Source organism: Pseudoxanthomonas suwonensis J47 (assembly GCF_000513955.1).
Lineage (GTDB): Bacteria > Pseudomonadota > Gammaproteobacteria > Xanthomonadales > Xanthomonadaceae > Pseudoxanthomonas > Pseudoxanthomonas suwonensis_C.
Genome location: NZ_AZUZ01000010.1, coordinates 107,415 through 131,712 on the forward strand (window position 1 = coordinate 107,415; position 24,298 = coordinate 131,712).

A 24,298-nucleotide genomic window follows, 5' to 3' on the forward strand; every position below is an offset into this window, starting at 1 on the left:
GGGGCGGCCGAAGCCGCCCCTTCCTGTCCCACGCTGCTGCCTGGATCAGAGCAGGTGCGCCACGCCGGCGCGCTCCTCTTCCAGCTCGGCCAGGGTCTTGTCGATGGCCTTCTGGCTGAACTCGTCGATCGGCAGGTCCTTGACCAGGGTGTACTTGCCGTTCTCGGTGATCACCGGGAAGCCGAAGATCACGCCCTCCGGGATGCCGTAGGAGCCGTCGGACGGGATGCCCATGGTGACCCACTTGCCGTTGCTGCCCAGCACCCAGTCGCGGATGTGGTCGATGGCGGCGTTGGCGGCCGAGGCGGCCGAGGACAGGCCGCGGGCCTCGATGATCGCGGCGCCGCGCTTGGCGACCTTCGGGATGAACTCGTTGGCGTTCCAGTCGGCGTCGTTGATCTTGTCCTTCAGCGACTCGCCCTTGACCGTGGCGAAGCGGTAGTCCGGGTACATGGTCGGGCTGTGGTTGCCCCACACGACCAGCTTCTCGATGTCGCCGACGGCGACGTTGGCCTTGTTGGCCAGCTGGCTCAGCGCGCGGTTGTGGTCCAGGCGCAGCATCGCGGTGAAGTTCTCCGGCTTCAGGTCCGGGGCCGACTTCATGGCGATGTAGGCGTTGGTGTTGGCCGGGTTGCCGACGACCAGCACCTTCACGTCGCGCGAGGCGACCTTGTTCAGCGCAGCGCCCTGGGCGGTGAAGATCTTGGCGTTCTCCAGCAGCAGGTCCTTGCGCTCCATGCCCGGGCCGCGCGGACGCGCGCCGACCAGCAGGGCCACGTCGGCGTCCTTGAACGCCACTTCCGGATCGTCGGTGCCGATCATGCCGGCCAGCAGCGGGAACGCGCAGTCCTCCAGCTCCATCATCACGCCCTTCAGCGCGGCCTGCGCCTTCTCCATCGGCAGCTCAAGCAGCTGCAGGATCACCGGCTGGTCCTTGCCCAGCATTTCGCCGGAGGCGATGCGGAACAGCAGGGCGTAGCCGATCTGGCCGGCGGCACCGGTGACGGCAACTCGAACGGGGGTCTTCATCTGTGGGGTCCTTCGTGGCTGTTGCAGAAAGGGAGCTTGGCGGGGCGGGCCGGAGCCTGCGGCGCCGCGCAGGTTAATAGACGTCGTAGCCCAGCGGGCTCAGCCTTTGGTCCAATGCGGCCGTGTCGTAGCCGCGGACCACGGCCTGGCCGATGACGGTCACCGGGATGCCGCGGGCGCCCAGCGCGCGCATGGCGCGGTCGCCGTCGGGGGTATCCACGTCCAGGACGCGGTAGCGCACGCCGGCGCGCTCGAAGTCGCGCTGCTGCCGCTGGCAGTAGCCGCACCAGTCGGCGGCGAGCATGACGATGCCGGCCTCGCCGGTAGCCAGCCGGGGGTCGTCCGGGTGCAGCTCGGCCGGGCGCTGTGACCACCAGGAGTAGAGGCCGCCGGCCAGCCCCAGGATCAGCAGTAAGCCGAGGATGCGCATGCGGAGGACGGGATCCGGCAGGCCAGGAGGGACCGCGATTTTACCATGCGGTCCCGCGGCGGCCGGCCCGGACGGGACCGGGCCGGGCCGGCCCGGAAGGCCCGATTCAGGCGCTCAGGTAGCGGTTCCACTCGGCGACGCGGTCGGCCTTGGCCGCCAGCACCGCCTCGGCGTCGCCCTCGATCTTCACGGAGTTGATCTTGTCGCCCTGGGCGATGGCGTCGACCACGTCCTGGCCTTCCAGGACCTTGCCGAACACCGTATGGCGCCCGTCCAGCCAGGGGGTGGCCACGTGGGTGATGAAGAACTGGCTGCCGTTGGTGTTCGGGCCGGCATTGGCCATGGACAGGACGCCGCGCTCGTGGGCGACCCCGTTAGCGGTCTCGTCCTCGAAACGGTAGCCCGGGCCGCCACGGCCGGAACCCTCCGGGCAGCCGCCCTGGATCATGAAATCGGCGATCACCCGGTGGAAATTCAGGCCGTCATAGAAGCCGCGGCGGGCCAGGTTCACGAAATTGGCCACGGTCAGGGGGGCCTTGTCGGCCAGCAGGTCGATCTTGATCACGCCCTTGGCGGTGTCAAGGATGGCGGTCAGGCTCATGTATTCAGCTCCAGGTGCCCGGATGGGCCGGTAGACCGGTTATAATAACGCGCTTCCTTTTCGACCCTCCCTCGCGCCCTGCCCCTTCGAAGGGGGTACCCGGGTGCGTTTTCCCGATCCCAGAATCCATGTCCATCGATAACCTGCGCAACATCGCCATCGTCGCCCACGTCGACCATGGCAAGACCACCCTCGTCGACCAGCTCCTGAAGCAGTCCGGCACCCTGTCCGAACGCACCGTGCTGGCCGAGCGCGTGATGGACAGCAACGACCAGGAAAAGGAACGCGGCATCACCATCCTGGCCAAGAACACCGCCATCAACTGGAACGGCAACCGCATCAACATCGTCGACACGCCCGGGCACGCCGACTTCGGCGGCGAGGTCGAGCGCGTCCTGTCGATGGTCGATTCGGTGCTGCTGCTGGTCGATGCGATGGACGGGCCGATGCCGCAGACGCGCTTCGTCACCCAGAAGGCCTTCGCGATGGGCTTCAAGCCGATCGTGGTGGTCAACAAGATCGACCGTCCCGGCGCCCGCCCCGACTGGGTCATCGACCAGGTGTTCGACCTGTTCGACAAGCTCGGCGCGACCAACGAGCAGCTGGACTTCCCGATCGTCTACGCCTCGGGCCTGAACGGCTACGCGGGCCTGACCGACGACGTCCGCTCCGGCGACATGACCCCGCTGTACGAAGCGATCATGAAGTACGTGCCGGCGCCGCAGGTGGAGGCCGAAGGCCCGTTCCAGATGCGCATCAGCCAGCTGGACTACAACAACTTCGTCGGCGTGATCGGCATCGGCCGCATCCAGCGCGGCAAGGTCAAGAAGAACCAGCCGGTCTTCGTCATCGACCGCAATGGCAACAAGCGCCAGGGCAAGGTCCTGCAGGTGCTGGGCTTCATGGGCCTGGAGCGCATCGAGGTCGAGGAGGCCCAGGCCGGCGACATCGTCGCCATCTCCGGCATCCAGGAGCTGACCATCTCCGATACCGTCTGCGCGCTGGAAGCCCCCGAGGCGCTGCCGCCGCTGACCGTCGACGAGCCGACCATCTCGATGACCTTCCAGGTCAACAACTCGCCGTTCGCCGGCAACAAGGACCTGTCCGGCGGCAAGTTCCTCACCAGCCGCCAGCTGAAGGAGCGCCTGGAGCGCGAGTGCGTGCACAACGTCGCCCTGCGCGTGGAGCAGTTGCCCGACGCCGACAAGTTCCTGGTCTCCGGCCGCGGCGAGCTGCACCTGTCGGTGCTGATCGAGAACATGCGCCGCGAAGGCTACGAGCTGGCCGTCTCGCGCCCCGAGGTCATCATCAAGGAGATCGACGGCCAGCTGATGGAGCCGATCGAGCAGCTGGTGGTGGACATCGAGGAGCAGCACCAGGGCGGCGTGATGGAGAAGCTGGGCATCCGCAAGGCCCAGCTGAAGAACATGGAGCCGGACGGCAAGGGCCGCGTGCGCCTGGACTATGAAATCCCGGCGCGTGGCCTGATCGGCTTCCAGAACGAGTTCAAGACCCTGACCCAGGGCTCGGGCCTGCTGTTCCACGTATTCGACCACTACGGCCCGAAGGAACAGGGCGCCATCGCCAAGCGCCCGAACGGCGTGATGATCGCCAATGCCGCCGGCCCGACCCCGGCCTACGCGCTGGGCCCGCTGGAAGAGCGCGGCCGCCTGTTCGCCGCCGAAGGCGACCAGGTGTACGAAGGCCAGCTGGTCGGCATCCACTCCAAGGACAACGACCTGACGGTCAACGCGATCAAGACCAAGCCGCTGACCAACATGCGCGCTTCGGGCAAGGACGACGCGATCAAGCTGACCCCGGCGCTGAAGTTCTCGCTGGAGCAGGCGCTGGATTTCATCGAGGACGACGAGCTGGTCGAAGTCACCCCGAAGGAAATCCGCCTGCGCAAGAAGCTGCTGACCGAGAGCGACCGCAAGCGCGCCTCGCGCGCCGCCTGACCGGCACCCTGCCCGCCGCCGCGCAACGCGGCGGCGGGTTTGCCAAGCCCCGTCCCCGGGGTTAGCCTGCAAGGGTCTGCCGCGGGGAATGCCAGATGCGCGTAGTCGCGTTGCTCTCGGTGGCACTCGCGTGCATGGGCACTGCGGGCTGCCGCCGCGACGAACCATCGCCTCCACCACCGGCCCCAGTGGCCGCGACCACCTCCTCTTCCGCCGATCCCGCGGACTTCCCCTACGCCGAAGCCGGCATCGCCGACCTGCAGGCAGCGATGGAGCGCGGCGAGACCAGCAGCCACGCGCTGGTGCAGGCCTACCTGGCGCGGATCATCGCCCTGGACCGCAACGGTCCGAAGCTCAACTCCGTCATCGAACTCAATCCGCTGGCCCGCAACGAGGCGGCCCGGCTCGACGCCGAGCGCGCCGCCGGGCGCGTGCGTGGGCCGCTGCACGGCATCCCGCTGCTGCTGAAGGACAACATCGACGCCACGCCGATGGCGACCACCGCCGGCTCGCAGGCGCTGGCCGGCTTCCGCCCGCCGGCCGACGCCTTCCTGGTGAAGCGGCTGCGCGAGGCCGGCGCGGTGATCCTCGGCAAGGCCAACCTCAGCGAGTGGGCCAACTTCCGCTCCACCCGCTCGACCTCCGGCTGGAGCTCGGCCGGCGGCCAGACCCGCAATCCCTACGCGCTGGACCGCTCGCCCTGCGGCTCCAGCTCCGGCACCGCGGTGGCGGTGGCGGCCAACCTGGCGGTGGCCGGCATCGGCACCGAGACCGACGGCAGCATCCTCTGTCCGGCGGCGGTGAACGGCCTGGTCGGGCTCAAGCCCACCGTCGGCCTGGTCAGCCGCGACGGCATCGTCCCGATCGCGCCCAGCCAGGACACCGCCGGGCCGATGGCGCGTAGCGTCGAGGACGCGGCCCTGCTGCTGGCGGCCATCGCCGGCCGCGACCCGAACGACCCGGCCACCGCGGACAACCGCGTGCTGGCCACCTTCGACTATGCCGCGCGCCTGCACGGCGACCTGCGCGGCGTGCGCATCGGCCTGCTGCAGGACCACCTGGCCATTTCCCCGGAAGTGCATGCCGCGACCATGAAGGCCGTGGCTTCGCTGCGCGAGGCCGGCGCGACCGTGGTGCCGACGCGGATCCCGACCGAGGGCCAGTGGCGGGACGACGAGCGCGAGGTCCTGCTCAGCGAGTTCCGCCCGGCGCTGGAGCGCTACCTCCGGCAACGCGAGGCGCCGCTGCGCACGCTCGAGCAGCTGATCGAATACAACCGCGAGCACGCCAGCGAGGTGATGCCGCTGTTCGGCCAGGAACTGTTCGAGCAGGCCGCCACGCGGCCCGGGCTGGCGGCGCCGGCCTACATCTCCGCGCGCACCCGCGCCCGCCGCCTCGCCGGTGCCGAAGGCATCGACGCGGCGCTGAAGGCCGACCGCCTGGACCTGCTGGTCGCACCCACCACCGGCGTGGCCTGGCCGATCGACTACGCCGGTGGCGAGCGTTTCCCCGGTGCCGGCTATGGCGCCGCTGCCGTCGCCGGCTATCCGGCCGTCACCGTGCCGATGGGCCACAGCAAGGGCCTGCCGCTGGGCCTGGCGTTCATCGGTCCGGCATGGAGCGAGCCGCGCCTGCTGCAGGCCGCGCACGCCTACGAGCAGCTGACCCGGGCGCGGCGGCCGCCGACCTTCCCGGCCAGCGTTGCCGACGCCGACCCCACGCGCTGAACCGGCGACGCGGCGCTAGGCGCCGCCGGCGGCCGGATGCCGGGCCGGGTCGGCCGAGGCGTCCTCCATGTCCTCGGCCCGCGGCGAGCTGGGCACCTCGGTGGCGGCATCGGTGCGCGGCACGCGCCGGCCGGCGTCGCTGACCACCTCGGCACGCAGGCGCGGCAGCGCATGCGGGTAATGCTGGGCGAGGAAGCCGATCATCCGCTCGCGCACCGCGCAGCGCAGGTCGAAGGCCTCGCCGGAATCGCGCGCGCTCACCAGCAGGCGCACCTGCATCTCCCGCTCCGAGGTGTCGGTGACCTGGGCGATGCAGACACGGCCGTCCCAGCGCGGATCGCTCTGGCAGATCCGCTCCAGCTCGGCGCGCACCTCGTCCATCGGCGTGCGGTAGTCCAGCCACAGGAAGGCGGTGCCGAGCATCTGCGCGCTGCTGCGGGTCCAGTTCTGGAACGGGTTCTCGATCCACCACGACAGCGGCACGACCAGGCGCCGCTCGTCCCAGATGCGGACCACGACGTAGGTGCTGTTGATCTCCTCGATGCGGCCCCACTCCCCTTCCACGATCACCACGTCGTCGAGGCGGATCGGCTGGGCCAGGGCGATCTGCAGGCCGGCGATGAGGTTGCCGAACACCGGCCGGGCGGCGATGCCCGCGACCAGGCCGGCGATGCCGGCCGAAGCCAGCAGCGTGGCGCCGACCTGGCGCACCGCCGGGAAGGTCATCAGCGACAGCGAAACGCCCAGCAGGATGATCGCGCCCATGGCCACGCGGCTGAGCACGCGCGTCTGCGTCTGGATGCGCCGCGCATGCAGGTTGTCGGCGATCTCCATCGGGTTGTGGCGCAGGATCGAGTCCTCGACCGCGCCGACCACGCGCACCAGCAGCCAGGTCACGCAGGCGAACACCGCCAGGCGCAGCCCGTGCGCCCAGGTGCGCAGGTCCTCGTCGGGGATCGGCATCGCCCGCAACGCCGCCAGCACGAACAGCAGCGGCAGGGCGAATGCCAGCGGCAGCACCATCGCGTGGACGATGCGCGCGCGGGTGGACTGGTGGTCGGCGATGCGCCGTGCGACCCGCCGCAGCAGCACGTGCACCACCAGGCCCAGCAGCAGGGCGATGCCCAGCGGCACCACGTAGCCGCCCACCACGTACCAGTCCATCGCCGCCACGAATGCAGGCATCGCCGCCACCTCCTGCCGGATCGGGGTGGCGTGGCCCAGCAAGGACCAGGGGATGCGCGCCACCGTATCGGAAGCCCGCATCCTGCCGCGGCAGGCGTGACGGTATTGCATCGACGCGGCGCGTGACGGCGCCGCGTCGCGGCGGTCAGTGGCCGCCGTGGCGCGCGCCCTGCTTGCGCACGATCGCCATCGCGATCTCCAGCGACTGCTCGTAGTTCAGCCGCGGATCGACGGTGGACCGGTAGGCGCGCTCCAGGTCGGCGTCCTTGAGCTCGCGCGCGCCGCCGGTGCATTCGGTGACATCCTCGCCGGTCAGCTCCAGGTGCACGCCGCCGAGGCGGGTGCCCGCCGCGGCGTGCAGGTCGAAGGAGTGTTCGACCTCGGCCAGGATGTTGGCGAAGCGGCGGGTCTTGTAGCCGTTGGCGGTGCTCTCGGTGTTGCCGTGCATCGCATCGCACACCCACAGCACGCGGCGACCGTCGCGACGCACCGCCTCCAGCAGCGGCGGCAGCTTCGCGGCGATCTGCGCCGCGCCCATGCGGTGGATGAAGGTCAGCCGGCCCGGCTCGTCGTCGGGGTTGAGCGCGTCGATCAGGCGCAGCAGCTGGTCCGGCTGCACCGAAGGACCGACCTTGATCGCGATCGGGTTGCGGATGCCGCGGAAGTATTCGACATGGGCGCCATCGAGCGCGGCGGTACGCATGCCGATCCACGGGTAGTGCGTGGACAGGTTGAACCAGCCCCACTGCCGCGGCACCTGCCGGGTCAGCGCTTCCTCGTACGGCAGCAGCAGCGCTTCGTGCGAGGTGTAGAAGTCGATGCGGTTGAGGTTGTGCACCTCGGCGCCGGCGAGGGTCTCCATGAAGCGCACGGCGTCGCCAATGGAGTTCACCATCTTCTGGTAGTCGTCGGCCAGCGGCGAGCAGCCGACCCAGCTGAGGTTCCAGTACTCGGGATGGTGCAGGTCGGCGAAGCCGCCGTCGATCAGGGCGCGGACGAAGTTCATCGTCATCGCCGACCGCGCGTGCGCGGTGAGCATGCGCTGCGGATCGGGCACGCGCGCCTGCGCGGTGAACTCCGGCCCGTTGACCACGTCGCCGCGGTAGCTGGGCAGGCTCACCTCGCCGCGGGTCTCCATGTCGGCCGAGCGCGGCTTGGCGTACTGGCCGGCGAAGCGGCCCACGCGCACCACCGGCAGGCGCAGGCCATGGACCAGCACCAGGCTCATCTGCAGCAGCACCTTGAGCCGGTTGGAGATGGTGCCGGACTCGCAGTCGGCGAAGTTCTCGGCGCAGTCGCCGCCCTGCAACAGGAAGCGCCGGCCTTCCTGCGCCTCGGCGATCTGCTTCTTCAGCGCGAGGATTTCCCAGGAGGTGACCAGCGGCGGCAGTCGGCGCAACTCGGCCAGCGCGGCCTCCAGCGCCGCCGGGTCCGGGTACTGCGGCATCTGCAGCGCAGGCCGGCTGCGCCAGCTGCCCGGCGACCAGTCGCTGGCGACGTCGACGGGATGCAGGCTGCGTTCTGGGGTGCTCATGGGATGCTCGAGGTATGCGGGGGTTGTGGATCAGAGCCGGTTGCGGCCCTTGCGGCGGCGGAAGGCGGCGTGCAGGCCCCAGGCCGACAGCAGCACGAAGCCGAACAGGCTCCACACCGGCATGCTCAGGCCGAACAGGGTCCAGTCGACGGTGCCGCAGTCGCCGGTACCGGTGAGGACCTTGCGCACCAGCTCCATCGGGCCGAGGGTTTCCTGCAGGAAGGACAGCGGCGGTCCGCAGGCCGGGGCGACGTCGCGCGGCAACGTCTGCAGCCACACGTGGCGGCCGGCGATGCCGATGCCGACCAGCGCGGCGATGACCACCAGCACGCCATAGAAGCGGCGGCCGCCGGGCGCGCGCGGCGCGTGCAGCCCACCGGCCAGGAACACCAGCGCCAGCGCGGCGTAGGCGATGCGCTGGAAGATGCACAGCGGGCACGGTTCGAGCCCCTGGTAGAACTGCGTGTAGATCGCGTAGCCAAGCAGCGCGACGCAGCCGGCGAAGCCGGCAAGGAACTGCGCGCGGAAACTCCAGCGGAAGGGATTCATCGGCAGGACGGGCCCGGGACGTGGGGAGTGGTCCGATTATTCCGTATCCGCGCCACCAGCGGTAATGGTGGCGCCTGAAACAAAAACCCCGGCGCTGGGCCGGGGTTCTCGTGGTGCGTGCGTCGCGCTCGCTTACTCGGCCGCCTGCGGGCGGTCGACCAGCTCGACGTAGGCCATCGGCGCGTTGTCGCCGGCGCGGAAGCCGCACTTCAGGATGCGCAGGTAGCCACCCGGACGGGCCGCATAGCGCGGGCCCAGGATGGTGAACAGGTTGCCCACTGCTTCCTTGTCGCGCAGACGCGCGAAGGCGAGGCGGCGGTTGGCGACGCTGTCGACCTTGGCCAGGGTGATCAGCGGCTCGGCGACGCGGCGCAGTTCCTTGGCCTTCGGCAGGGTGGTCTTGATCAGTTCGTGCTTGAACAGCGAGGCGGCCATGTTCTTGAACATCGCTTCGCGGTGGGCACTGGTGCGGCTGAACTTGCGGCCGGCTTTCTGGTGACGCATGGTCGTGGTTCCTTCGGAATGTTGGGACTGTTGTACTTCGCTGTCGCCTTCCAGGCGGTGTTGCTGTGGACTGCGCTGGCCCGATCCGGCATTCCGTCGCCGGGGAGTCGCCGCGGGCTTCGGGGCCCGTCGGCGCTGGAACGCCCCGCGTCGCGATGGACGCGGGGCGGTGTTGCGTTATCAGCCGAGCATGCCGTGGGCGGCGACGCCGGCCGGCGGCCAGTTCTCGAGCTTCATGCCGAGGGACAGGCCGCGCTGGGCGAGGACTTCCTTGATCTCGGTGAGCGACTTCTTGCCCAGGTTCGGGGTCTTGAGCAGCTCGACCTCGGTCTTCTGGATCAGGTCGCCGATGTAGTAGATGCTCTCGGCCTTGAGGCAGTTGGCCGAACGCACGGTCAGCTCCAGGTCGTCGATCGGGCGCAGCAGCACCGGATCCACGCCGGTCGGGGCGGCCTTGGCGGCGCCACGGTCGCGGTGGGTGAAGTCGCCGAACACCGACAGCTGGTCGCTGAGGATGTCGGCGGCGGTGCGCACGGCTTCCTCGGCGTCGATGGTGCCGTTGGTCTCGATGTCCAGGACCAGCTTGTCCAGGTCGGTGCGCTGCTCGACGCGCGCCGCTTCGACGGCGTAGGCGACGCGGCGGACCGGCGAGAACGAGGCGTCCAGGACCAGGCGGCCGATGGCGCGGGTTTCCTCGTCCGGACGGCGACGGGCGGTGGCCGGCTGGTAGCCGAAGCCGCGCTCGATCTTCAGGCGCATGTTCAGCGCCGTGTCCTTGGTGAGGTGGCAGATCACGTGGTCGGGATTGAGGATCTCGACGTTGTGGTCGGTCTTGATGTCGCCGGCGGTGACGACGCCCGGGCCCTGCTTGGTCAGGGTCAGGGTGGCGCTCTCGCCGTTGTGCATGCGGATGGCGACGTCCTTGAGGTTCAGCAGGACCTCCAGCACGTCTTCCTGCAGGCCTTCCACAGTGGTGTACTCGTGCAGCACGCCGTCGATCTCGACCTCGGTGATCGCGAAGCCGGGGATCGAGGACAGCAGGACGCGGCGCAGCGCGTTACCCAGCGTGTGGCCGTAACCGCGCTCGAGCGGCTCGATCACGATCTTGGCGCGATTGTCGGTGAGGCGTTCGATCTGCGGTCCGCGGGGACGCAGGACCTGGTTGGCGGTAACCGTCATGTTTGCGGATTCTCCTGCAATGGGCCGACGATCGGGGGAAACGCCGGCCCTGAGTGTGTGCCCCGTATCCGGGGACGGCCGGAAGGCGGGGCGACGCGATCCGGCCGGGGTGTGGATGCGGCGCCGCGCCCTTGCGGGCGCGGCAGCCAGCCACTGTTACTTCGAGTACAGCTCGACGATCAGCGCTTCGTTGATGTCGGCCGGCAGGTCGCCGCGGTCCGGGACCGCCTTGAACACGCCGGCGAACTTCTTCGCATCGACCTCGATCCACGACGGGGTCATGTCGTGCTGCTCGGCGACGGTCAGGGCTTCCTGGACGCGCAGCTGCTTCTGCGCCTTCTCGGACAGCGAGATCGCGTCACCGGCCTTGACCTGGTACGACGGCAGGTTGACCGGCTTGCCGTTGACCAGCACGCCGCGGTGCGAGACCAACTGTCGGGCGGACGGACGGGTCACCGCGAAACCCATGCGGTAGACGACGTTGTCCAGGCGGGTTTCCAGCAGCTGCAGCAGGTTCTCGCCGGTGTTGCCCTTCTTGGTCGAGGCCTTCTTGTAGTAGTTGCGGAACTGGCGCTCCAGCAGGCCGTAGATGCGCTTGACCTTCTGCTTCTCGCGCAGCTGGGTGGCGTAGTCGGAGAGCTTGCCCTTGCGCGCGGCGCCGTGCTGGCCGGGCTTCTGCTCCAGCTTGCACTTGGAGTCCAGCGCACGGGCCGGGCTCTTGAGGGACAGGTCGGCGCCTTCGCGGCGCGCGAGCTTGCAGGTAGGACCGATATAACGAGCCATTTCTTATCGCCCCCTTAGACGCGACGCTTCTTCGGCGGACGGCACCCGTTGTGCGGGATCGGCGTCACGTCGATGATGTTGGTGATCTTGTAACCGACGGCGTTCAGCGAACGCACGGCGGACTCGCGACCCGGGCCCGGGCCCTTGATGCGCACTTCCAGCGACTTGACGCCGTAGTCCAGCGCGGCGCGGCCGGCCTTCTCGGCGGCGACCTGCGCGGCGAACGGGGTCGACTTGCGCGAGCCGCGGAAACCCGCGCCGCCGGAGGTCGCCCACGACAGGGCGTTGCCCTGGCGGTCGGTGATGGTCACGATGGTGTTGTTGAAGGAAGCGTGCACGTGGGCGATGCCGTCGGTGACGACGCGCTTGATCTTCTTCTTGGTCTTGGCAGCAGCTGGCTTGGCCATTGTCTTCTATCCCTTACTTCCGGATCGCCTTGCGCGGACCCTTGCGGGTGCGGGCGTTGGTACGGGTGCGCTGGCCACGCAGCGGCAGGCCGCGGCGGTGGCGCAGGCCGCGGTAGCAGCCCAGGTCCATCAGGCGCTTGATGGCCATGCCGATTTCGCGACGCAGGTCGCCTTCGACCACGTACTTGCCGACTTCGGCGCGCAGGCGCTCGACTTCCGGCTCGGACAGGTCACGGATCTTGGTCGTCGGGGCCACGTTGGCGGCCTCGCAAACCTTCTTCGACCGGGTGCGGCCGATGCCATAGATGCTCTGCAACCCCACCCAGACGTGCTTGTGGGTCGGCAGGTTGACGCCTGCAATACGCGCCATGACGCGATCTCCAAACTTGAGGGTCGGCAACGCACAGGGCGCCCCGACAGGATTGGTTCAAAAGTGAACTGCGAATTCTATCAATGTCCCGGATTACTTGGAAGCCCGAGGCCCGAAGGCCCTGGACCCGGCATGGGGAGTGTGCCCATGCTCCGGCGCCGGACTCTGCTGGCGTCCCCGGTTGCCCGGATCGGCCGGCCGCGCTACTCCAGCGCGGCACCGCATCGTCTCACCCGCGCGCGAGACGTCGCACGGGCCGCCCATTTCTGGATGGACCGGCCCCGCTGGGACCGGCTGCCGGCGGAATGGGTCCACCGGACTTCGAAATTCCCGGCCTCAGCCGGATCGGGGATCAGCCGCGGGCGAAACCGCCGCCGCGCGAACCGCCCTTCAGGTTGGCCTTCTTCAGAAGGCTCTCGTACTGGTGCGACATCAGGTGGGCCTGGATCTGGGCAATGAAGTCCATCACCACGACCACCACGATCAGCAGCGAGGTGCCGCCGAAGTAGAACGAGGTACCCATCTGGGTGCGCATCACTTCCGGCAGCAGGCACACGATCACCAGGTAGGTAGCGCCGGCCGCGGTCAGGCGGGTCAGCACGCCGTCGATGTAATCGGCGGTCGCCTTGCCCGGACGGATGCCCGGGATCAGCGCGCCCGACTTCTTCAGGTTGTCGGCGGTTTCCTGCGAGTTGAACACCAGCGCCGTGTAGAAGAACGCGAAGCCACTGATCAGCGCGGCGAACACGATCATGTGCAGCGGCTCGCCCGGGGCCAGCGCGTTGGACACGCGCTGCAGCCAGGTGGCCGAGGTGGCCTGGCCGGACCACTGCGCCAGGGTCGCCGGGAACGCCAGGATCGACGACGCGAAGATCGCCGGGATCACGCCCGACATGTTGAGCTTCAGCGGCAGGAACGAGGTCTGGTTCATGTACGCGCTGCGGCCACCTTGGCGGCGCGCGTAGTTGACCGTGATGCGGCGCTGGCCGCGCTCGACGAAGACCACGAACCAGGTGAACGCCAGGACCACGGCCACGATCAGCAGCAGGGTCAGGAAGTTCATGGTGCCGCCGCGGTAGGCCTCGATGGTCTGGATGACCGCGCCCGGCAGGCCGGCGACGATGCCGGCGAAGATGATCAGCGAGACGCCGTTGCCGATGCCGCGCTCGGTCACCTGCTCGCCCAGCCACATCAGGAAGATGGTGCCGGCGGTCAGCGAGACCACCGCGGTCAGGACGAAGCCCATGCCCGGGCCGTAGACCACCGGGACGCCACCCGGGGCGACCTGGTTCTGCAGGGCCAGGGCGATGCTGCCGCCCTGCACCACCGCCAGCAGCACCGCGCCGATGCGCGAGTACTGGGTGATCTTGCGGCGGCCGGACTCGCCTTCCTTCTGCAGCGATTTCAGCGCCGGGAAGATGTGCACCGCCAGCTGCATCACGATCGATGCCGAGATGTACGGCATCACGTTCAGCGCGAAGATGCTGAAGCGGTGCAGGGCGCCGCCCGAGAACATGTTGAACATGTCCACGATGCCGCCGCCCTGCGCCTGCATCATGGCGAGCATGGCATCGGGGTTGACGCCCGGCACCGGCACGAAACAGCCGATGCGATAGACCATCAACGCGCCAAGCACGAACAGCAGGCGCTGGCGCAGTTCGGTGAACTTGCCCAGGCCGCTGCCGAGATTGCCGATGCCAGCTTGCGCCATATGTCGCTTACTCCTCGACGCTGCCGCCGGCAGCTTCAACCGCGGCCTTGGCGCCGGCGGTCAGTGCGATGCCCTTGATGACCAGCTTGCGCGACAGGTCGCCCTTCTTGACGATCTTGGCGCGTTTGGCGGTCGACGGGACCAGCTTGGCGGCCTTCAGCGCCGCGAAGTCGACGGTGTCGCCTTCAACCAGGGCCAGCTTGTACAGCAGGACCTCGGCGGTGTCCTTCGCGGTCAGCGAACGGAAACCGACCTTCGGCAGGCGGCGCTGCATCGGGGTCTGGCCGCCTTCGAAGCCGGCCTTGATCTTGCCCTTGCCGGCGCGGGCGAACGAACCCTTGTGGCCGCGGCCAGCGGTCTTGCCGAGGCCCGAACCGATACCACGACCGACGCGGGTGCGCTCCTTGCGGGCGCCCTCGGCGGGCTTGAGAGTATTCAGACGCATGGGTTTCTCCTTAGTCCTCGACCCGCACCAGGTAGTGCAGCTGGTTGATGAGGCCGCGGACCTGCGGGCTGTCCTTCAGCTCGCGCACGTCGTTGAGCTTGTTCAGGCCCAGGGCGCGGACCGACAGACGGTGACGGGCCTGGGTGCCGCGCAGGCCGCGCACCAGGCGCACCTTGACGGTCTTGTTCGACTCGTTAGCCATTGAGGAGTTCCTCCGCCTTCTTGCCGCGCTTGGCCGCGATGCGGGTCGGCGACTGCATGGCTTCCAGGCCCTTCAGGGTGGCCCGGACCAGGTTGATCGGGTTGCGCGAACCGACGGCCTTGGCCAGCACGTTCTTCACGCCGACCGCTTCCAGGACGGCGCGCATCGCGCCACCGGCGATGACGCCGGTACCCTCGGAAGCCGGCTGCATGAACACGCGGGCGGCGCCGTGGCCGGCCTTGACCGGGTGCCACAGGGTGCCGTTGTTCAGGTCGACGGTCAGCATGCCCTTGCGCGCGTACTCCATCGACTTCTGGATGGCCACCGGGACCTCGCGGGCCTTGCCGTAGCCGAAGCCGACGCGGCCCTCGCCGTCGCCGACCACGGTCAGCGCGGTGAAGGTGAACTGGCGGCCGCCCTTGACGGTCTTGCTGACGCGGTTGACCGCGACCAGCTTCTCGATCATGCCGTCGTCGATTTTCTCTTCGCGGTTGCGGTCGCGATCGCGACCCCGCGGCTGACGCTCTTCTGCCATCTTGTTTTCCTCGGTATGTGGATATGTACGGCTCGGTCGCCGCTTATGGTTGTGGTCTGGAGCGGTGGAGCGTCACGTCCGCGCAGAAGTCGGACGGCGCCCGGCGCCACCTGCGCCGGCAGGACGGGCCCGCCTGGGCGGGCCCGCGGGAATCAGAACTGCAGGCCACCCTCGCGGGCGGCGTCGGCCAGCGCCTTGATGCGGCCGTGGTAGCGGTAGCCCGAGCGGTCGAAGGCGACCTTCTCGATGCCCGCGGCCTTGGCGCGCTCGGCGATGATCTTGCCCACCCTGGCGGCGGCGTCGACGTTCTTGCCGTTCTTCAGGCCGTCCTTGACGTCGGCCTGCAGCGTGTTGGCGGCGGCGATGACCTTGCTGCCGTCGGCGGTGAACAGCTGCGCGTACAGATGCTGGCCGGTACGCAGCACCGACAGGCGCGGCACGCCGAGCTTGCGGATGTGGGCCCGGGTCGACTTGGCGCGGCGCAGGCGGGCGTCGTTCTTGATGCTCATGGTGTTTGACCTCGTGGAAGCGGATCGGCTCTGGGACCAGCCGGGCCGGCGCCTCGGCGCCGACCCGGAAGGCCTTAGGCCTTCTTGGCTTCCTTGCGGATGATGACTTCGTCGGAGTACTTCACGCCCTTGCCCTTGTACGGCTCCGGCGGACGGAAGGCGCGGATCTTGGCCGCCACTTCACCGACGCGCTGCTTGTCGGCGCCCTGGACCAGGATCTCGGTCTGGGTCGGGGTCGACAGGGTGATGCCTTCCGGCGCCTGGAACACGACCGGGTGCGAGAAACCGAGCGACAGGCTCAGGTCCTTGCCCTGCATCGCGGCGCGGTAACCGACGCCCACCAGCTCGAGCTTGCGCTCGAAGCCTTCGGAGACGCCCTTGACCATGTTGGCCAGGATCGCGCGGACGGTGCCCGCCAGCGGGATCAGCGAGTCGTCGTTGGCCGACAGGACGGCGTTGCCGTCTTCGACCGAAACCAGCACGCCGGCCGGCTTGGCCAGCGACAGGGTGCCCTTCGGACCCTTGGCGCTGACGCTGGTGTCCTGGATGTTCAGTTCGACGCCCTTCGGCAGGGCGATCGGCTTCTTGGCTACGCGGGACATGTCGTCGTAACTCCTTCGCTTAGGCCACGTAGCACAGGACTTCGCCGCCCACGCCGGCGTTGCGCGCCTGCTTGTCGGTCATGATGCCCTGGGAGGTGGAGATGATGGCCACGCCGAGGCCGCCCAGGACCTTCGGCAGTTCGCTCTTGCCGCGGTACATGCGCAGGCCCGAGCGCGAAGCGCGCTTCAGCTGCTCGATGACCGGACGGCCTTCGAAGTACTTCAGCACGATCTCGAGTTCGGCCTTGTTGTTCTCGCCCTGGATGACGCGCAGGTCGGAGATGTAGCCCTCGTCCTTCAGGACGTTGGCGATGGCAACCTTGATCTTGGAGGACGGCAGCTTCACCGTCGGCTTGCCCACAGCGGCCGCATTCTTGATGCGGACCAGCATGTCGGCGATGGGATCAGTCATGCTCATGAGTGGTTCCTTGAGTGCACCGATATCCGCTTTCGCGAAATCTGGATTGTGTCCCGGAGAGGCCGGGTCCTTGCCGCGACGACCCGGGATGGCCGGGTGAAGCCGGGGATTATAGCGCAAGGAACCGGCCTTGGGGGCCGGCTCCTTGCCTGTTGCGTCGAGCGGGCGGCCGGGGGCCGCCCTGCCCGCTTACCAGCTGGCCTTGCGCAGGCCGGGCACGTCGCCACGCATGGTGGCTTCGCGCAGCTTGTTGCGGCCCAGGCCGAACTTGCGGTAGACGCCGCGCGGACGGCCCGACAGCTCGCAGCGGTTGCGCTGGCGGCTCGGCGAAGAGTCGCGCGGCAGCTTCTGCAGCTTGGTCGCGGCTTCGATCTTCTCTTGGTACGAAGCGGTCTGCGAGGCGACGATCTTCTTCAGCTCCTCGCGCTTGGCCGCGTACTTCTTGGCCAGCTTTTCCCGCTTCGCGTCGCGGTTGACCATGGAGGTCTTTGCCATGTTCTGTGACCCTTAGTTGCGGAACGGGAACTTGAACGCTTCGAGCAGCGCCTTGGCTTCGGCGTCGGTCTTGGCGGTCGTGGTGATCGCGATGTCCATGCCGCGGACGGCGTCGACGGCGTCGAAATCGATCTCCGGGAAGATGATCTGTTCCTTGACGCCCATGTTGAAGTTGCCGCGGCCGTCGAACGAACGGCCCGACACGCCGCGGAAGTCGCGGACGCGCGGCAGGGACACGCTGATCAGGCGGTCCAGGAACTCGAACATGGTGTCGCGGCGCAGGGTCACCTTGCAGCCGATCGGCCAGCCGTCGCGGATCTTGAACGAGGCCACCGAGACGCGGGCCTTGGTCGTCACCGGCTTCTGGCCGGAGATCTTGGCCAGGTCGGCGACGGCGTTTTCCAGCACCTTCTTGTTGGCAGCCGCCTCGCCCACGCCCATGTTGAGCGTGATCTTGACGAGCTTGGGGACTTGCATCGGATTGGTGTAGCCGAACTTCTCCATGAGAGCCGGCACAACCTCTTCCTTGTAGATCTTTTCGAGCCGCGTGGTCATTGCTTCATTCCTCAGGCGTCGAGCGCCTCACCACTGGAGCGGAACACACGCAGTTTGCGTCCATCCTCCAGGACCTTGTACCCGATGCGCTCGCCCTTGCCGGTGGCGGGGTTGAGCGGCATCACGTTGGAAATGTGGATCGAGGCTTCGCGCTCGACCACGCCGCCGGCGATGCCCGCCTGCGGGTTCGGCTTGGTGTGCCGCTTGACCAGGTTCACGTTGGAGACGACCACGCGGTCGCCATCGACGCGGATGACCTCGCCCTGCTTGCCCTTGTCCTTGCCGGTGGTGACCACGACCTGGTCACCCTTCTTGATACGGTTTGCCATGTCTGCTTCCTCCGCTCAGAGCACTTCAGGCGCGAGCGAGACGATCTTCATGAACTTCTCGGAACGCAGCTCACGGGTCACCGGTCCGAAGATACGGGTGCCGATCGGCTCCTGCTTGTTGTTCAGCAGGACGGCGGCGTTGCCGTCGAAGCGGATCAGCGAGCCGTCCGGACGGCGAACGCCCTTCCGGGTGCGGACCACGACGGCGTCGTAGACCTCGCCCTTCTTGACCTTGCCGCGCGGAATCGCTTCCTTGACGGTCACCTTGATGATGTCGCCGATGCCGGCGTAACGGCGCTTCGAGCCGCCCAGCACCTTGATGCACATCAGTTCCTTGGCGCCCGAGTTGTCGGCCACATCGAGGTAGCTCTGCATCTGGATCATGATTCAGATCTCCCTTATTCGGCCGCGCGGGTGACGATTTCCACCACGCGCCAGTTCTTGGTCTTGGACATCGGCGCGATCTCGGTCACGCGCACCACGTCGCCTTCGTTGCAGCTGTTGTCCGCATCGTGGGCGTGGAGCTTGGTCGAGCGCTTGATGTACTTGCCGTACAGCGCGTGCTTGACCTGACGCTCGACCAGGACGGTAACCGTCTTGTCCATCTTGTTGCTGATCACGCGGCCTTCGACCGTGCGCAGCTGCTTGTTGTTGTCGCTCATCGCTGCGATCCCTTACTGGTTGCTGCCGAGCAGGGTCTTCACGCGAGCGATCTCGCGGCGCACCCGGCGGGTTTCGTGGGTCTTCGACAGCTGGCCGGTCGCCTTCTGCATGCGCAGGGAAAACTGTTCCTTGCGCAGCTCCAGCAGGTGGTTCTTCAGCTCGTCGGCCGACTTTTCACGGAGTTCGTTGATCGTAGCCATTAGCGCACCGTACGGGTCACGAAGGTGGTGGTGACCGAGAGCTTGGCAGCCGCCAGGCGGAAGGCCTCGCGCGCCTGCTCCTCGGGCACACCCTCGATTTCATAGATCATGCGGCCGGGCTGGATCTGGGCGACCCAGTACTCGACGTTACCCTTACCGGAGCCCATTCGGACTTCGATCGGCTTCTGGGTGATCGGCTTGTCCGGGAACACGCGGATCCACATCTTGCCGCCGCGCTTGACGTAGCGGCTGATCGTGCGGCGGGCCGCTTCGATCTGGCGCGCGGTCAGGCGGCCGTGGGCGGTGGCCTTCAGGCCGTACTCGCCGAAGGACACGGCGTTGGCGCTCCAGCTCAGGCCCTCGTTACGGCCCTTGAACTGCTTGCGGAACTTGGTTCGCTTGGGTTGCAACATCGCCGTTACCTCGCTTCACGTGCGGGACGGGAGGGACGCTCGCGGTCGCCGCGCTCGCCGCGCGGGCTGCTGGCTTCTTCCTGCTTCTCCTGTCCGACCTGGGCGAAGTCGAAGATCTCGCCCTTGTAGACCCATACCTTGATGCCGATCACGCCGTAGGTGGTGTGAGCCTCGGCAAAGCCGTAGTCGATGTCCGCGCGCAGGGTATGCAGCGGCACGCGGCCTTCGCGGTACCACTCCGAACGGGCGATCTCGGCGCCGTTCAGGCGGCCGGCGACGTTGACCTTGATGCCCAGGGCACCCAGGCGCATCGCGTTGCCGACGGCGCGCTTCATCGCGCGGCGGAACATGATGCGGCGCTCCAGCTGCTGGGCGATGGACTCGGCGACCAGCTGCGCGTCGAGCTCCGGCTTGCGGACCTCGGTCACGTTGATGTGCGCCGGGACGCCCATCAGCTCGGACACTTCCTTGCGCAGCTTCTCGATGTCCTCGCCGCGCTTGCCGATCACCACGCCCGGGCGGGCGGTGTGGATCGTCACGCGGGCGGTCTTCGCCGGACGCTCGATCAGGATCTTGCTGATGCCGGCCTGCGCCAGCTTCTTGCGAAGCATGTCACGGACCTTCAGGTCGGCCGCCAGGTACTGGGCGTACTCGCCCTTGTCGGCATACCACTTCGAGTTCCAGTCCTTGGCGATGCCAAGACGGATGCCGGTGGGATGAACTTTGTGACCCATATTACTTGCCCTCTCCCACGACGACGGTGATGTGGCTGGTCCGCTTGAGGATGCGGGTGCCGCGGCCCTTCGCACGCGCCATGAAGCGCTTCAGGGTCGGGCCCTCGTCGACCATGATGGCCTTGACCTTCAGCGCGTCGACGTCGGCGCCCTGGTTGTTCTCGGCGTTCGCGATGGCCGACTCGACGACCTTCTTGATGAGGGCGGCGGCCTTCTTGTCCGAGAACTTCAGCAGGTTGACGGCGCGTTCGGCCGGCAGGCCACGCACCTGGTCGGCGACCAGGCGGGCCTTCTGCGGGGAGATGCGCGCGGTGCGCAGGATGGCTTTCGCTTCCATTGTCATCTCTCCTTACTTCGACTTCTTGTCGCCGCCGTGACCCTTGAAGGTCCGGGTGACGGCGAACTCGCCGAGCTTGTGGCCGACCATGTTCTCGTTCACGAGGACCGGGACATGGTTCTTGCCGTTATGCACGGCGATGGTGAATCCCACCATTTCCGGCAGGATCATGGAACGGCGCGACCAGGTCTTGATCGGCTTCTTGGTGCCGCCCGCGGCCTCCACCTTCTTGATGAGGTGGTGATCGACGAACGGGCCTTTCTTGAGGGAACGTGGCATGGTCGATTAGCCCCTACGATCGCGGACGATGAACTGCTGGGTGCGCTTGTTCTTGCGCGTCTTGTAACCCTTGGTCGGGACACCCCACGGGGTGACCGGATGCGGGTTGCCCTGGCCGGCCTTGGCCTCACCACCACCGTGCGGGTGGTCGACCGGGTTCATGGCCGCACCGCGGACCGTCGGGCGGACGCCGCGCCAACGCTTGGCGCCGGCCTTGCCCAGCTTCTCCAGGTTGTGCTCGTCGTTGCCGACCTCGCCGATGGTGGCGCGGCACTCGGCCGGGACCTTGCGCATTTCGCCCGAACGCAGGCGGAGCAGCGCGTAGGTGCCTTCGCGGGCGACCAGCTGCACGCCGGCGCCGGCGGCGCGGGCGATCTGCGCGCCCTTGCCCGGCTTCAGCTCGATGCAGTGCACCGTGGTGCCGACCGGGATGTTGCGCAGCGGCAGGGTGTTGCCGGCCTTGATCGGGGCGTCGGAACCGGCGATCACCTGGTCACCGGCCTTCAGGCCCTTCGGGGCGATGATGTAGCGACGCTCGCCGTCGACGTAGCACAGCAGGGCGATGTGCGCGGTGCGGTTCGGGTCGTACTCGATCCGCTCGACGCGCGCAGCGATGCCTTCCTTGTTGCGCTTGAAGTCGATGAGGCGGTAGTGCTGCTTGTGGCCGCCACCGACGTGGCGCGTGGTGATGCGGCCGTGGTGGTTGCGACCACCGGACTTGCTCTGCTTCTCGAGCAGCGCGGCGTGCGGGGCACCCTTGTGGAGATCCGGGGTGACCACGCGGACCGCGGAGCGGCGGCCGGCAGAGGTGGGCTTGAACTTCATCAATGGCATGGGATCACCCTCAGGCCTTCGCGGACACGTCGATGCTCTGGCCGTCGGCCAGGCGCACGTACGCCTTACGCCAGTCGCCGCGGCGACCGGAACGGAAGCGGAAGGACTTGTTCTTGCCCTTCACGTTGACGACGTTGACCGACTCGACCTTGACGTCGAACAGCTGTTCCACGGCGGCCTTCACGTCGGCCTTGGTGGCGTCGTTCGAAACTTCGAACACGTACTGGTTGCTGACTTCCTGCAGCCGGGCGGTCTTTTCGGACACGCGCGGCGCGAGCAGCACGCTGAAAACTTTCTCGTTGGCGCTCATGCCAGCCACTCCTCGACCTTCTTGACCGCATCGGCGGTGATCAGCACGGAATCGGCGCCGACCAGGGCGACCGGATCCAGGCCCTGCACGTCGCGGACCTGCACGTACGGCAGGTTGCGGGCCGACAGGAACAGGTTCTCGGAAGCGTCCTCGGTGACGATCAGCGGACGCTTGCCCAGCTCCAGGCCGGCCAGCTTCTCGACCAGGCCCCTGGTCTTGGCGGCCTCGACGTCGAAGGACTCGACGACCTTCAGGCGGCCCTGGCGGTTGAGCTCCGACAGGATCGAGCTGATCGCGGCGCGGTACTGCTTGCGGTTGACCTTCTGCGCGAAGCTGCGCGGCTTGGCCGCGAAGGCCACGCCGCCGCCGACGAAGATCGGAGCGGTCAGGGCGCCGTGACGGGCGCCGCCACCCTTCTGCTTCTTCGACTTCTTGGTGGTGCCGTTGACCTCGGCGCGGGTCTTCTGCGCCTTGGTGCCGGCGCGACCGGCGGCCTGGTAGGCCACCACGACCTGGTGGACCAGGTCTTCGCTGAATTCGCGGCCGAACACTTCGTCGGAGACCGACAGCTTGTTGGCGCTACCCGTAATGGTGAGTTCCATGGTGATTCTCCTTACGCCTTGCTCGCCGGGCGCACGACCACGTCGCCACCCGGGGCACCCGGGACAGCGCCGCGGACGGCGATCAGGCCGCGCTCGGCATCGACGCGAACCACTTCCAGGTTCTGCGCGCTCTGCGTTTCGGCGCCCATGTGGCCGGACATCTTCTTGCCCGGGAACACGCGGCCCGGCGTCTGGCGCTGGCCGATCGAACCCGGAGCACGATGGCTCAGCGAGTTACCGTGGGTGGCGTCACCCATGGTGAAGTTGTGGCGCTTGATCGTGCCCTGGAAGCCCTTGCCCTTGGTCACGCCCTGGACGTCGACGACCTGGCCCACCTCGAAGATGTCGGCCTTGATCTCGCCGCCAACGGCGAAGTCACCGATCTTGTCGTCGGCGACGCGGAACTCCCACAGGCCACGACCGGCTTCGACCTTGGCCTTGGCGTAGTGGCCGGCCAGCGGCTTGTTGACCAGCGCGGCGCGGCGCGTGCCAGTGGTGACCTGGACGGCGCTGTAGCCGTCGACTTCGACGGTCTTGATCTGGGTGATGCGGTTCGGGGTGGCCTCGATCAGGGTCACCGGGACGGAACGGCCATCCTCGGTGAAGACGCGGCTCATGCCGGCCTTGCGGCCGACCAGACCCAACGAATACTTCTTCGTCATGTCGGCAGTCCTCAGGCGAGCTTGATCTGGACGTCGACGCCAGCCGCGAGTTCGAGCTTCATCAGCGCGTCCACGGTCTTGTCGTTGGGGTCGACGATGTCGAGCACGCGCTTGTGCGTGCGGGTCTCGTACTGGTCACGCGCATCCTTGTCGGCATGCGGCGAAACGAGAATGGTGTAGCGTTCGATCTTGGTCGGCAGCGGGATCGGGCCACGCACCTGCGCGCCGGTCCTCTTGGCCGTCTCGACGATCTCGCTGGCCGAACGGTCGATCAGACGATGATCGAACGCCTTGAGCCGAATCCGGATCTTTTGGTCCGCCATGACGGAGTTCCTTCGTTAAAAGAGCGACGGGCGCGGCCTCTGGGATGCCTGCCCCGGTATTAGGGTTCCTGTTCGTCCGCCAGGCCGGAGCCCTTTGGACGGGCACCGGCACTGCCAGCACCCAAAAGCGCGGGCAGGCCAGCGAGCCGGCCTGCCCAGACGGGAAAGTATAGAACGCGTAAATATGCGCGTCAACAGCCAATACGGCCGTTGTACGCGCGATACGGTACGCGACTCTTCCCTGTCCGGCGAACACGAGGCACTTCCTGTGCCTCTTTTCGCTTGTAGGGTCGCCGCCCGCCCAGGGAGCGGCGACCATAACCTCTTGAATTACTTGATGATCTTGGCGACCACGCCGGCGCCGACGGTACGGCCGCCTTCGCGGATCGCGAAGCGCAGGCCTTCGTCCATCGCCACCGGGTTGATCAGCGACACGACCATCTTCACGTTGTCGCCCGGCATCACCATCTCCACGCCCTCCGGCAGCTGGACGGCGCCAGTGATGTCGGTGGTGCGGAAGTAGAACTGCGGACGGTAACCCTTGAAGAACGGGGTGTGGCGGCCGCCTTCGTCCTTCGACAGCACGTACACCTCGGCCTCGAAGTCGGTGTGCGGGGTGATCGTGCCCGGCTTGGCCAGCACCTGGCCACGCTCGACNTCGTCACGCTTGGTGCCGCGCAGCAGCAGGCCCGCGTTGTCGCCCGCCTGGCCCTGGTCCAGCAGCTTGCGGAACATCTCCACGCCGGTCACGGTGGTCTTGGTGGTCGGACGGATGCCGACGATCTCCACTTCGTCGCCCACCTTGATCACGCCGCGCTCGATACGGCCGGTCACCACGGTGCCGCGGCCGGAGATCGAGAACACGTCTTCCACCGGCATCAGGA

At 67.8% G+C, this 24,298-nt stretch carries 36 protein-coding genes; 2 read left to right on the forward strand and 34 right to left on the reverse strand.

Translation table 11 applies throughout. From position 1 onward, the window contains the following. Nucleotides 1–45: 45 nt before the first annotated feature. The 3 genes from M503_RS0103685 to M503_RS0103695 form a co-directional block, all read right to left on the reverse strand. Nucleotides 46–1,029 (reverse strand): malate dehydrogenase, encoded by a 984-nt coding sequence (locus tag M503_RS0103685; RefSeq protein WP_028920523.1) that lies wholly within the window; start codon nt 1,027–1,029, stop codon nt 46–48. 73 nt (nt 1,030–1,102) lie between these two features. After that, nucleotides 1,103–1,459: a glutaredoxin family protein gene (locus tag M503_RS0103690; protein ID WP_028920524.1), complete on the reverse strand. Its 357-nt coding sequence runs from the start codon at nt 1,457–1,459 to the stop codon at nt 1,103–1,105. Between the two features lie 106 nt (nt 1,460–1,565). Further along, nucleotides 1,566–2,060, reverse strand: coding sequence for a peptidylprolyl isomerase (locus M503_RS0103695; RefSeq protein WP_028920525.1), 495 nt, complete (start codon nt 2,058–2,060; stop codon nt 1,566–1,568). A 128-nt stretch (nt 2,061–2,188) separates the two neighbouring features. Between M503_RS0103695 and typA the strand changes: the two genes are divergently transcribed. Beyond that, nucleotides 2,189–4,018 carry a translational GTPase TypA gene (typA, locus tag M503_RS0103700; RefSeq protein WP_024870221.1) on the forward strand — a complete coding sequence of 610 codons (1,830 nt, stop codon included), beginning with the start codon at nt 2,189–2,191 and terminating at the stop codon, nt 4,016–4,018. A 95-nt stretch (nt 4,019–4,113) separates the two neighbouring features. Next, complete coding sequence (locus tag M503_RS15610; protein ID WP_051414206.1) at nt 4,114–5,745, forward strand: amidase; 1,632 nt, start codon at nt 4,114–4,116, stop codon at nt 5,743–5,745. 15 nt (nt 5,746–5,760) lie between these two features. Here M503_RS15610 and M503_RS0103710 read toward each other — a convergent pair whose 3' ends face one another. From M503_RS0103710 to M503_RS0103860, 31 genes are all read right to left on the reverse strand, one after another. After that, entirely contained in the window at nt 5,761–6,930 is a 1,170-nt protein-coding gene (locus M503_RS0103710; RefSeq protein ID WP_231472308.1) for a mechanosensitive ion channel family protein, read from the reverse strand. Nucleotides 6,931–7,075: 145 nt separating this feature from the next. Beyond that, nucleotides 7,076–8,464, reverse strand: coding sequence for a class II 3-deoxy-7-phosphoheptulonate synthase (locus tag M503_RS0103715; RefSeq protein ID WP_028920527.1), 1,389 nt, complete (start codon nt 8,462–8,464; stop codon nt 7,076–7,078). Nucleotides 8,465–8,494: 30 nt separating this feature from the next. Beyond that, nucleotides 8,495–9,013 carry a disulfide bond formation protein B gene (locus M503_RS0103720; RefSeq protein WP_028920528.1) on the reverse strand — a complete coding sequence of 173 codons (519 nt, stop codon included), beginning with the start codon at nt 9,011–9,013 and terminating at the stop codon, nt 8,495–8,497. A 132-nt stretch (nt 9,014–9,145) separates the two neighbouring features. Continuing rightward, nucleotides 9,146–9,517: a 50S ribosomal protein L17 gene (gene rplQ / locus M503_RS0103725; protein ID WP_028920529.1), complete on the reverse strand. Its 372-nt coding sequence runs from the start codon at nt 9,515–9,517 to the stop codon at nt 9,146–9,148. Between the two features lie 180 nt (nt 9,518–9,697). Then, on the reverse strand, nt 9,698–10,696 hold the full coding sequence (locus M503_RS0103730) for a DNA-directed RNA polymerase subunit alpha (RefSeq protein WP_024870227.1): 999 nt from the start codon (nt 10,694–10,696) through the stop codon (nt 9,698–9,700). A gap of 156 nt (nt 10,697–10,852) precedes the next feature. Beyond that, entirely contained in the window at nt 10,853–11,479 is a 627-nt protein-coding gene (gene rpsD / locus M503_RS0103735) for a 30S ribosomal protein S4 (RefSeq protein WP_024870228.1), read from the reverse strand. A gap of 14 nt (nt 11,480–11,493) precedes the next feature. Then, a complete protein-coding gene (gene rpsK / locus M503_RS0103740) occupies nt 11,494–11,886 on the reverse strand; it encodes a 30S ribosomal protein S11 (RefSeq protein ID WP_028918219.1) in 393 nt (130 codons plus the stop codon). Between the two features lie 13 nt (nt 11,887–11,899). After that, on the reverse strand, nt 11,900–12,256 hold the full coding sequence (rpsM, locus tag M503_RS0103745) for a 30S ribosomal protein S13 (RefSeq protein ID WP_024870229.1): 357 nt from the start codon (nt 12,254–12,256) through the stop codon (nt 11,900–11,902). 352 nt (nt 12,257–12,608) lie between these two features. Beyond that, nucleotides 12,609–13,967, reverse strand: coding sequence for a preprotein translocase subunit SecY (secY, locus tag M503_RS0103750; protein WP_024870230.1), 1,359 nt, complete (start codon nt 13,965–13,967; stop codon nt 12,609–12,611). Between the two features lie 7 nt (nt 13,968–13,974). Further along, a complete protein-coding gene (gene rplO, locus M503_RS0103755) occupies nt 13,975–14,412 on the reverse strand; it encodes a 50S ribosomal protein L15 (protein ID WP_024870231.1) in 438 nt (145 codons plus the stop codon). Nucleotides 14,413–14,422: 10 nt separating this feature from the next. After that, nucleotides 14,423–14,614, reverse strand: coding sequence for a 50S ribosomal protein L30 (rpmD, locus tag M503_RS0103760; protein ID WP_013535978.1), 192 nt, complete (start codon nt 14,612–14,614; stop codon nt 14,423–14,425). Continuing rightward, the gene (rpsE, locus tag M503_RS0103765; RefSeq protein ID WP_024870232.1) at nt 14,607–15,149 is read right to left on the reverse strand and encodes a 30S ribosomal protein S5; all 543 of its coding nucleotides are present in this window, start codon (nt 15,147–15,149) and stop codon (nt 14,607–14,609) included. Before rpsE ends, rpmD begins: the two co-directional genes overlap by 8 nt. Nucleotides 15,150–15,301: 152 nt before the next feature. Further along, a complete protein-coding gene (gene rplR / locus M503_RS0103770) occupies nt 15,302–15,658 on the reverse strand; it encodes a 50S ribosomal protein L18 (protein WP_028928101.1) in 357 nt (118 codons plus the stop codon). A gap of 74 nt (nt 15,659–15,732) precedes the next feature. After that, entirely contained in the window at nt 15,733–16,260 is a 528-nt protein-coding gene (rplF, locus tag M503_RS0103775; RefSeq protein WP_028928102.1) for a 50S ribosomal protein L6, read from the reverse strand. A gap of 19 nt (nt 16,261–16,279) precedes the next feature. After that, nucleotides 16,280–16,678 carry a 30S ribosomal protein S8 gene (gene rpsH / locus M503_RS0103780; RefSeq protein ID WP_024870235.1) on the reverse strand — a complete coding sequence of 133 codons (399 nt, stop codon included), beginning with the start codon at nt 16,676–16,678 and terminating at the stop codon, nt 16,280–16,282. A 189-nt stretch (nt 16,679–16,867) separates the two neighbouring features. Next, nucleotides 16,868–17,173 (reverse strand): 30S ribosomal protein S14, encoded by a 306-nt coding sequence (gene rpsN / locus M503_RS0103785; protein WP_028928103.1) that lies wholly within the window; start codon nt 17,171–17,173, stop codon nt 16,868–16,870. A gap of 12 nt (nt 17,174–17,185) precedes the next feature. Beyond that, nucleotides 17,186–17,728 carry a 50S ribosomal protein L5 gene (rplE, locus tag M503_RS0103790; RefSeq protein ID WP_024870237.1) on the reverse strand — a complete coding sequence of 181 codons (543 nt, stop codon included), beginning with the start codon at nt 17,726–17,728 and terminating at the stop codon, nt 17,186–17,188. Between the two features lie 11 nt (nt 17,729–17,739). Next, a complete protein-coding gene (rplX, locus tag M503_RS0103795; RefSeq protein ID WP_024870238.1) occupies nt 17,740–18,057 on the reverse strand; it encodes a 50S ribosomal protein L24 in 318 nt (105 codons plus the stop codon). Between the two features lie 15 nt (nt 18,058–18,072). Further along, the gene (rplN, locus tag M503_RS0103800) at nt 18,073–18,441 is read right to left on the reverse strand and encodes a 50S ribosomal protein L14 (protein ID WP_024870239.1); all 369 of its coding nucleotides are present in this window, start codon (nt 18,439–18,441) and stop codon (nt 18,073–18,075) included. Nucleotides 18,442–18,455: 14 nt separating this feature from the next. Then, nucleotides 18,456–18,719, reverse strand: coding sequence for a 30S ribosomal protein S17 (gene rpsQ / locus M503_RS0103805; protein WP_024870240.1), 264 nt, complete (start codon nt 18,717–18,719; stop codon nt 18,456–18,458). Nucleotides 18,720–18,731: 12 nt separating this feature from the next. Then, nucleotides 18,732–18,920: a 50S ribosomal protein L29 gene (gene rpmC, locus M503_RS0103810; RefSeq protein ID WP_024870241.1), complete on the reverse strand. Its 189-nt coding sequence runs from the start codon at nt 18,918–18,920 to the stop codon at nt 18,732–18,734. After that, nucleotides 18,920–19,333: a 50S ribosomal protein L16 gene (rplP, locus tag M503_RS0103815; RefSeq protein ID WP_024870242.1), complete on the reverse strand. Its 414-nt coding sequence runs from the start codon at nt 19,331–19,333 to the stop codon at nt 18,920–18,922. Before rplP ends, rpmC begins: the two co-directional genes overlap by 1 nt. A gap of 5 nt (nt 19,334–19,338) precedes the next feature. Continuing rightward, the gene (gene rpsC / locus M503_RS0103820) at nt 19,339–20,067 is read right to left on the reverse strand and encodes a 30S ribosomal protein S3 (RefSeq protein ID WP_024870243.1); all 729 of its coding nucleotides are present in this window, start codon (nt 20,065–20,067) and stop codon (nt 19,339–19,341) included. A 1-nt stretch (nt 20,068) separates the two neighbouring features. Further along, nucleotides 20,069–20,404, reverse strand: coding sequence for a 50S ribosomal protein L22 (rplV, locus tag M503_RS0103825; protein WP_037060385.1), 336 nt, complete (start codon nt 20,402–20,404; stop codon nt 20,069–20,071). Between the two features lie 12 nt (nt 20,405–20,416). Beyond that, nucleotides 20,417–20,683, reverse strand: coding sequence for a 30S ribosomal protein S19 (rpsS, locus tag M503_RS0103830; RefSeq protein ID WP_024870245.1), 267 nt, complete (start codon nt 20,681–20,683; stop codon nt 20,417–20,419). A gap of 6 nt (nt 20,684–20,689) precedes the next feature. Beyond that, nucleotides 20,690–21,517: a 50S ribosomal protein L2 gene (gene rplB / locus M503_RS0103835; RefSeq protein ID WP_024870246.1), complete on the reverse strand. Its 828-nt coding sequence runs from the start codon at nt 21,515–21,517 to the stop codon at nt 20,690–20,692. Nucleotides 21,518–21,527: 10 nt separating this feature from the next. Continuing rightward, the gene (rplW, locus tag M503_RS0103840; RefSeq protein ID WP_024870247.1) at nt 21,528–21,827 is read right to left on the reverse strand and encodes a 50S ribosomal protein L23; all 300 of its coding nucleotides are present in this window, start codon (nt 21,825–21,827) and stop codon (nt 21,528–21,530) included. Further along, the gene (gene rplD, locus M503_RS0103845; RefSeq protein ID WP_024870248.1) at nt 21,824–22,429 is read right to left on the reverse strand and encodes a 50S ribosomal protein L4; all 606 of its coding nucleotides are present in this window, start codon (nt 22,427–22,429) and stop codon (nt 21,824–21,826) included. The genes rplW and rplD overlap by 4 nt, the downstream gene beginning before the upstream one ends. Before the next feature lie 11 nt (nt 22,430–22,440). Further along, on the reverse strand, nt 22,441–23,091 hold the full coding sequence (gene rplC / locus M503_RS0103850) for a 50S ribosomal protein L3 (RefSeq protein ID WP_028920535.1): 651 nt from the start codon (nt 23,089–23,091) through the stop codon (nt 22,441–22,443). An 11-nt stretch (nt 23,092–23,102) separates the two neighbouring features. Further along, entirely contained in the window at nt 23,103–23,414 is a 312-nt protein-coding gene (gene rpsJ / locus M503_RS0103855) for a 30S ribosomal protein S10 (protein WP_013535997.1), read from the reverse strand. A 330-nt stretch (nt 23,415–23,744) separates the two neighbouring features. After that, nucleotides 23,745–24,298 (reverse strand): EF-Tu/IF-2/RF-3 family GTPase (locus tag M503_RS0103860; protein ID WP_028928105.1); only part of this gene is annotated, 554 nt, incomplete at its 5' end.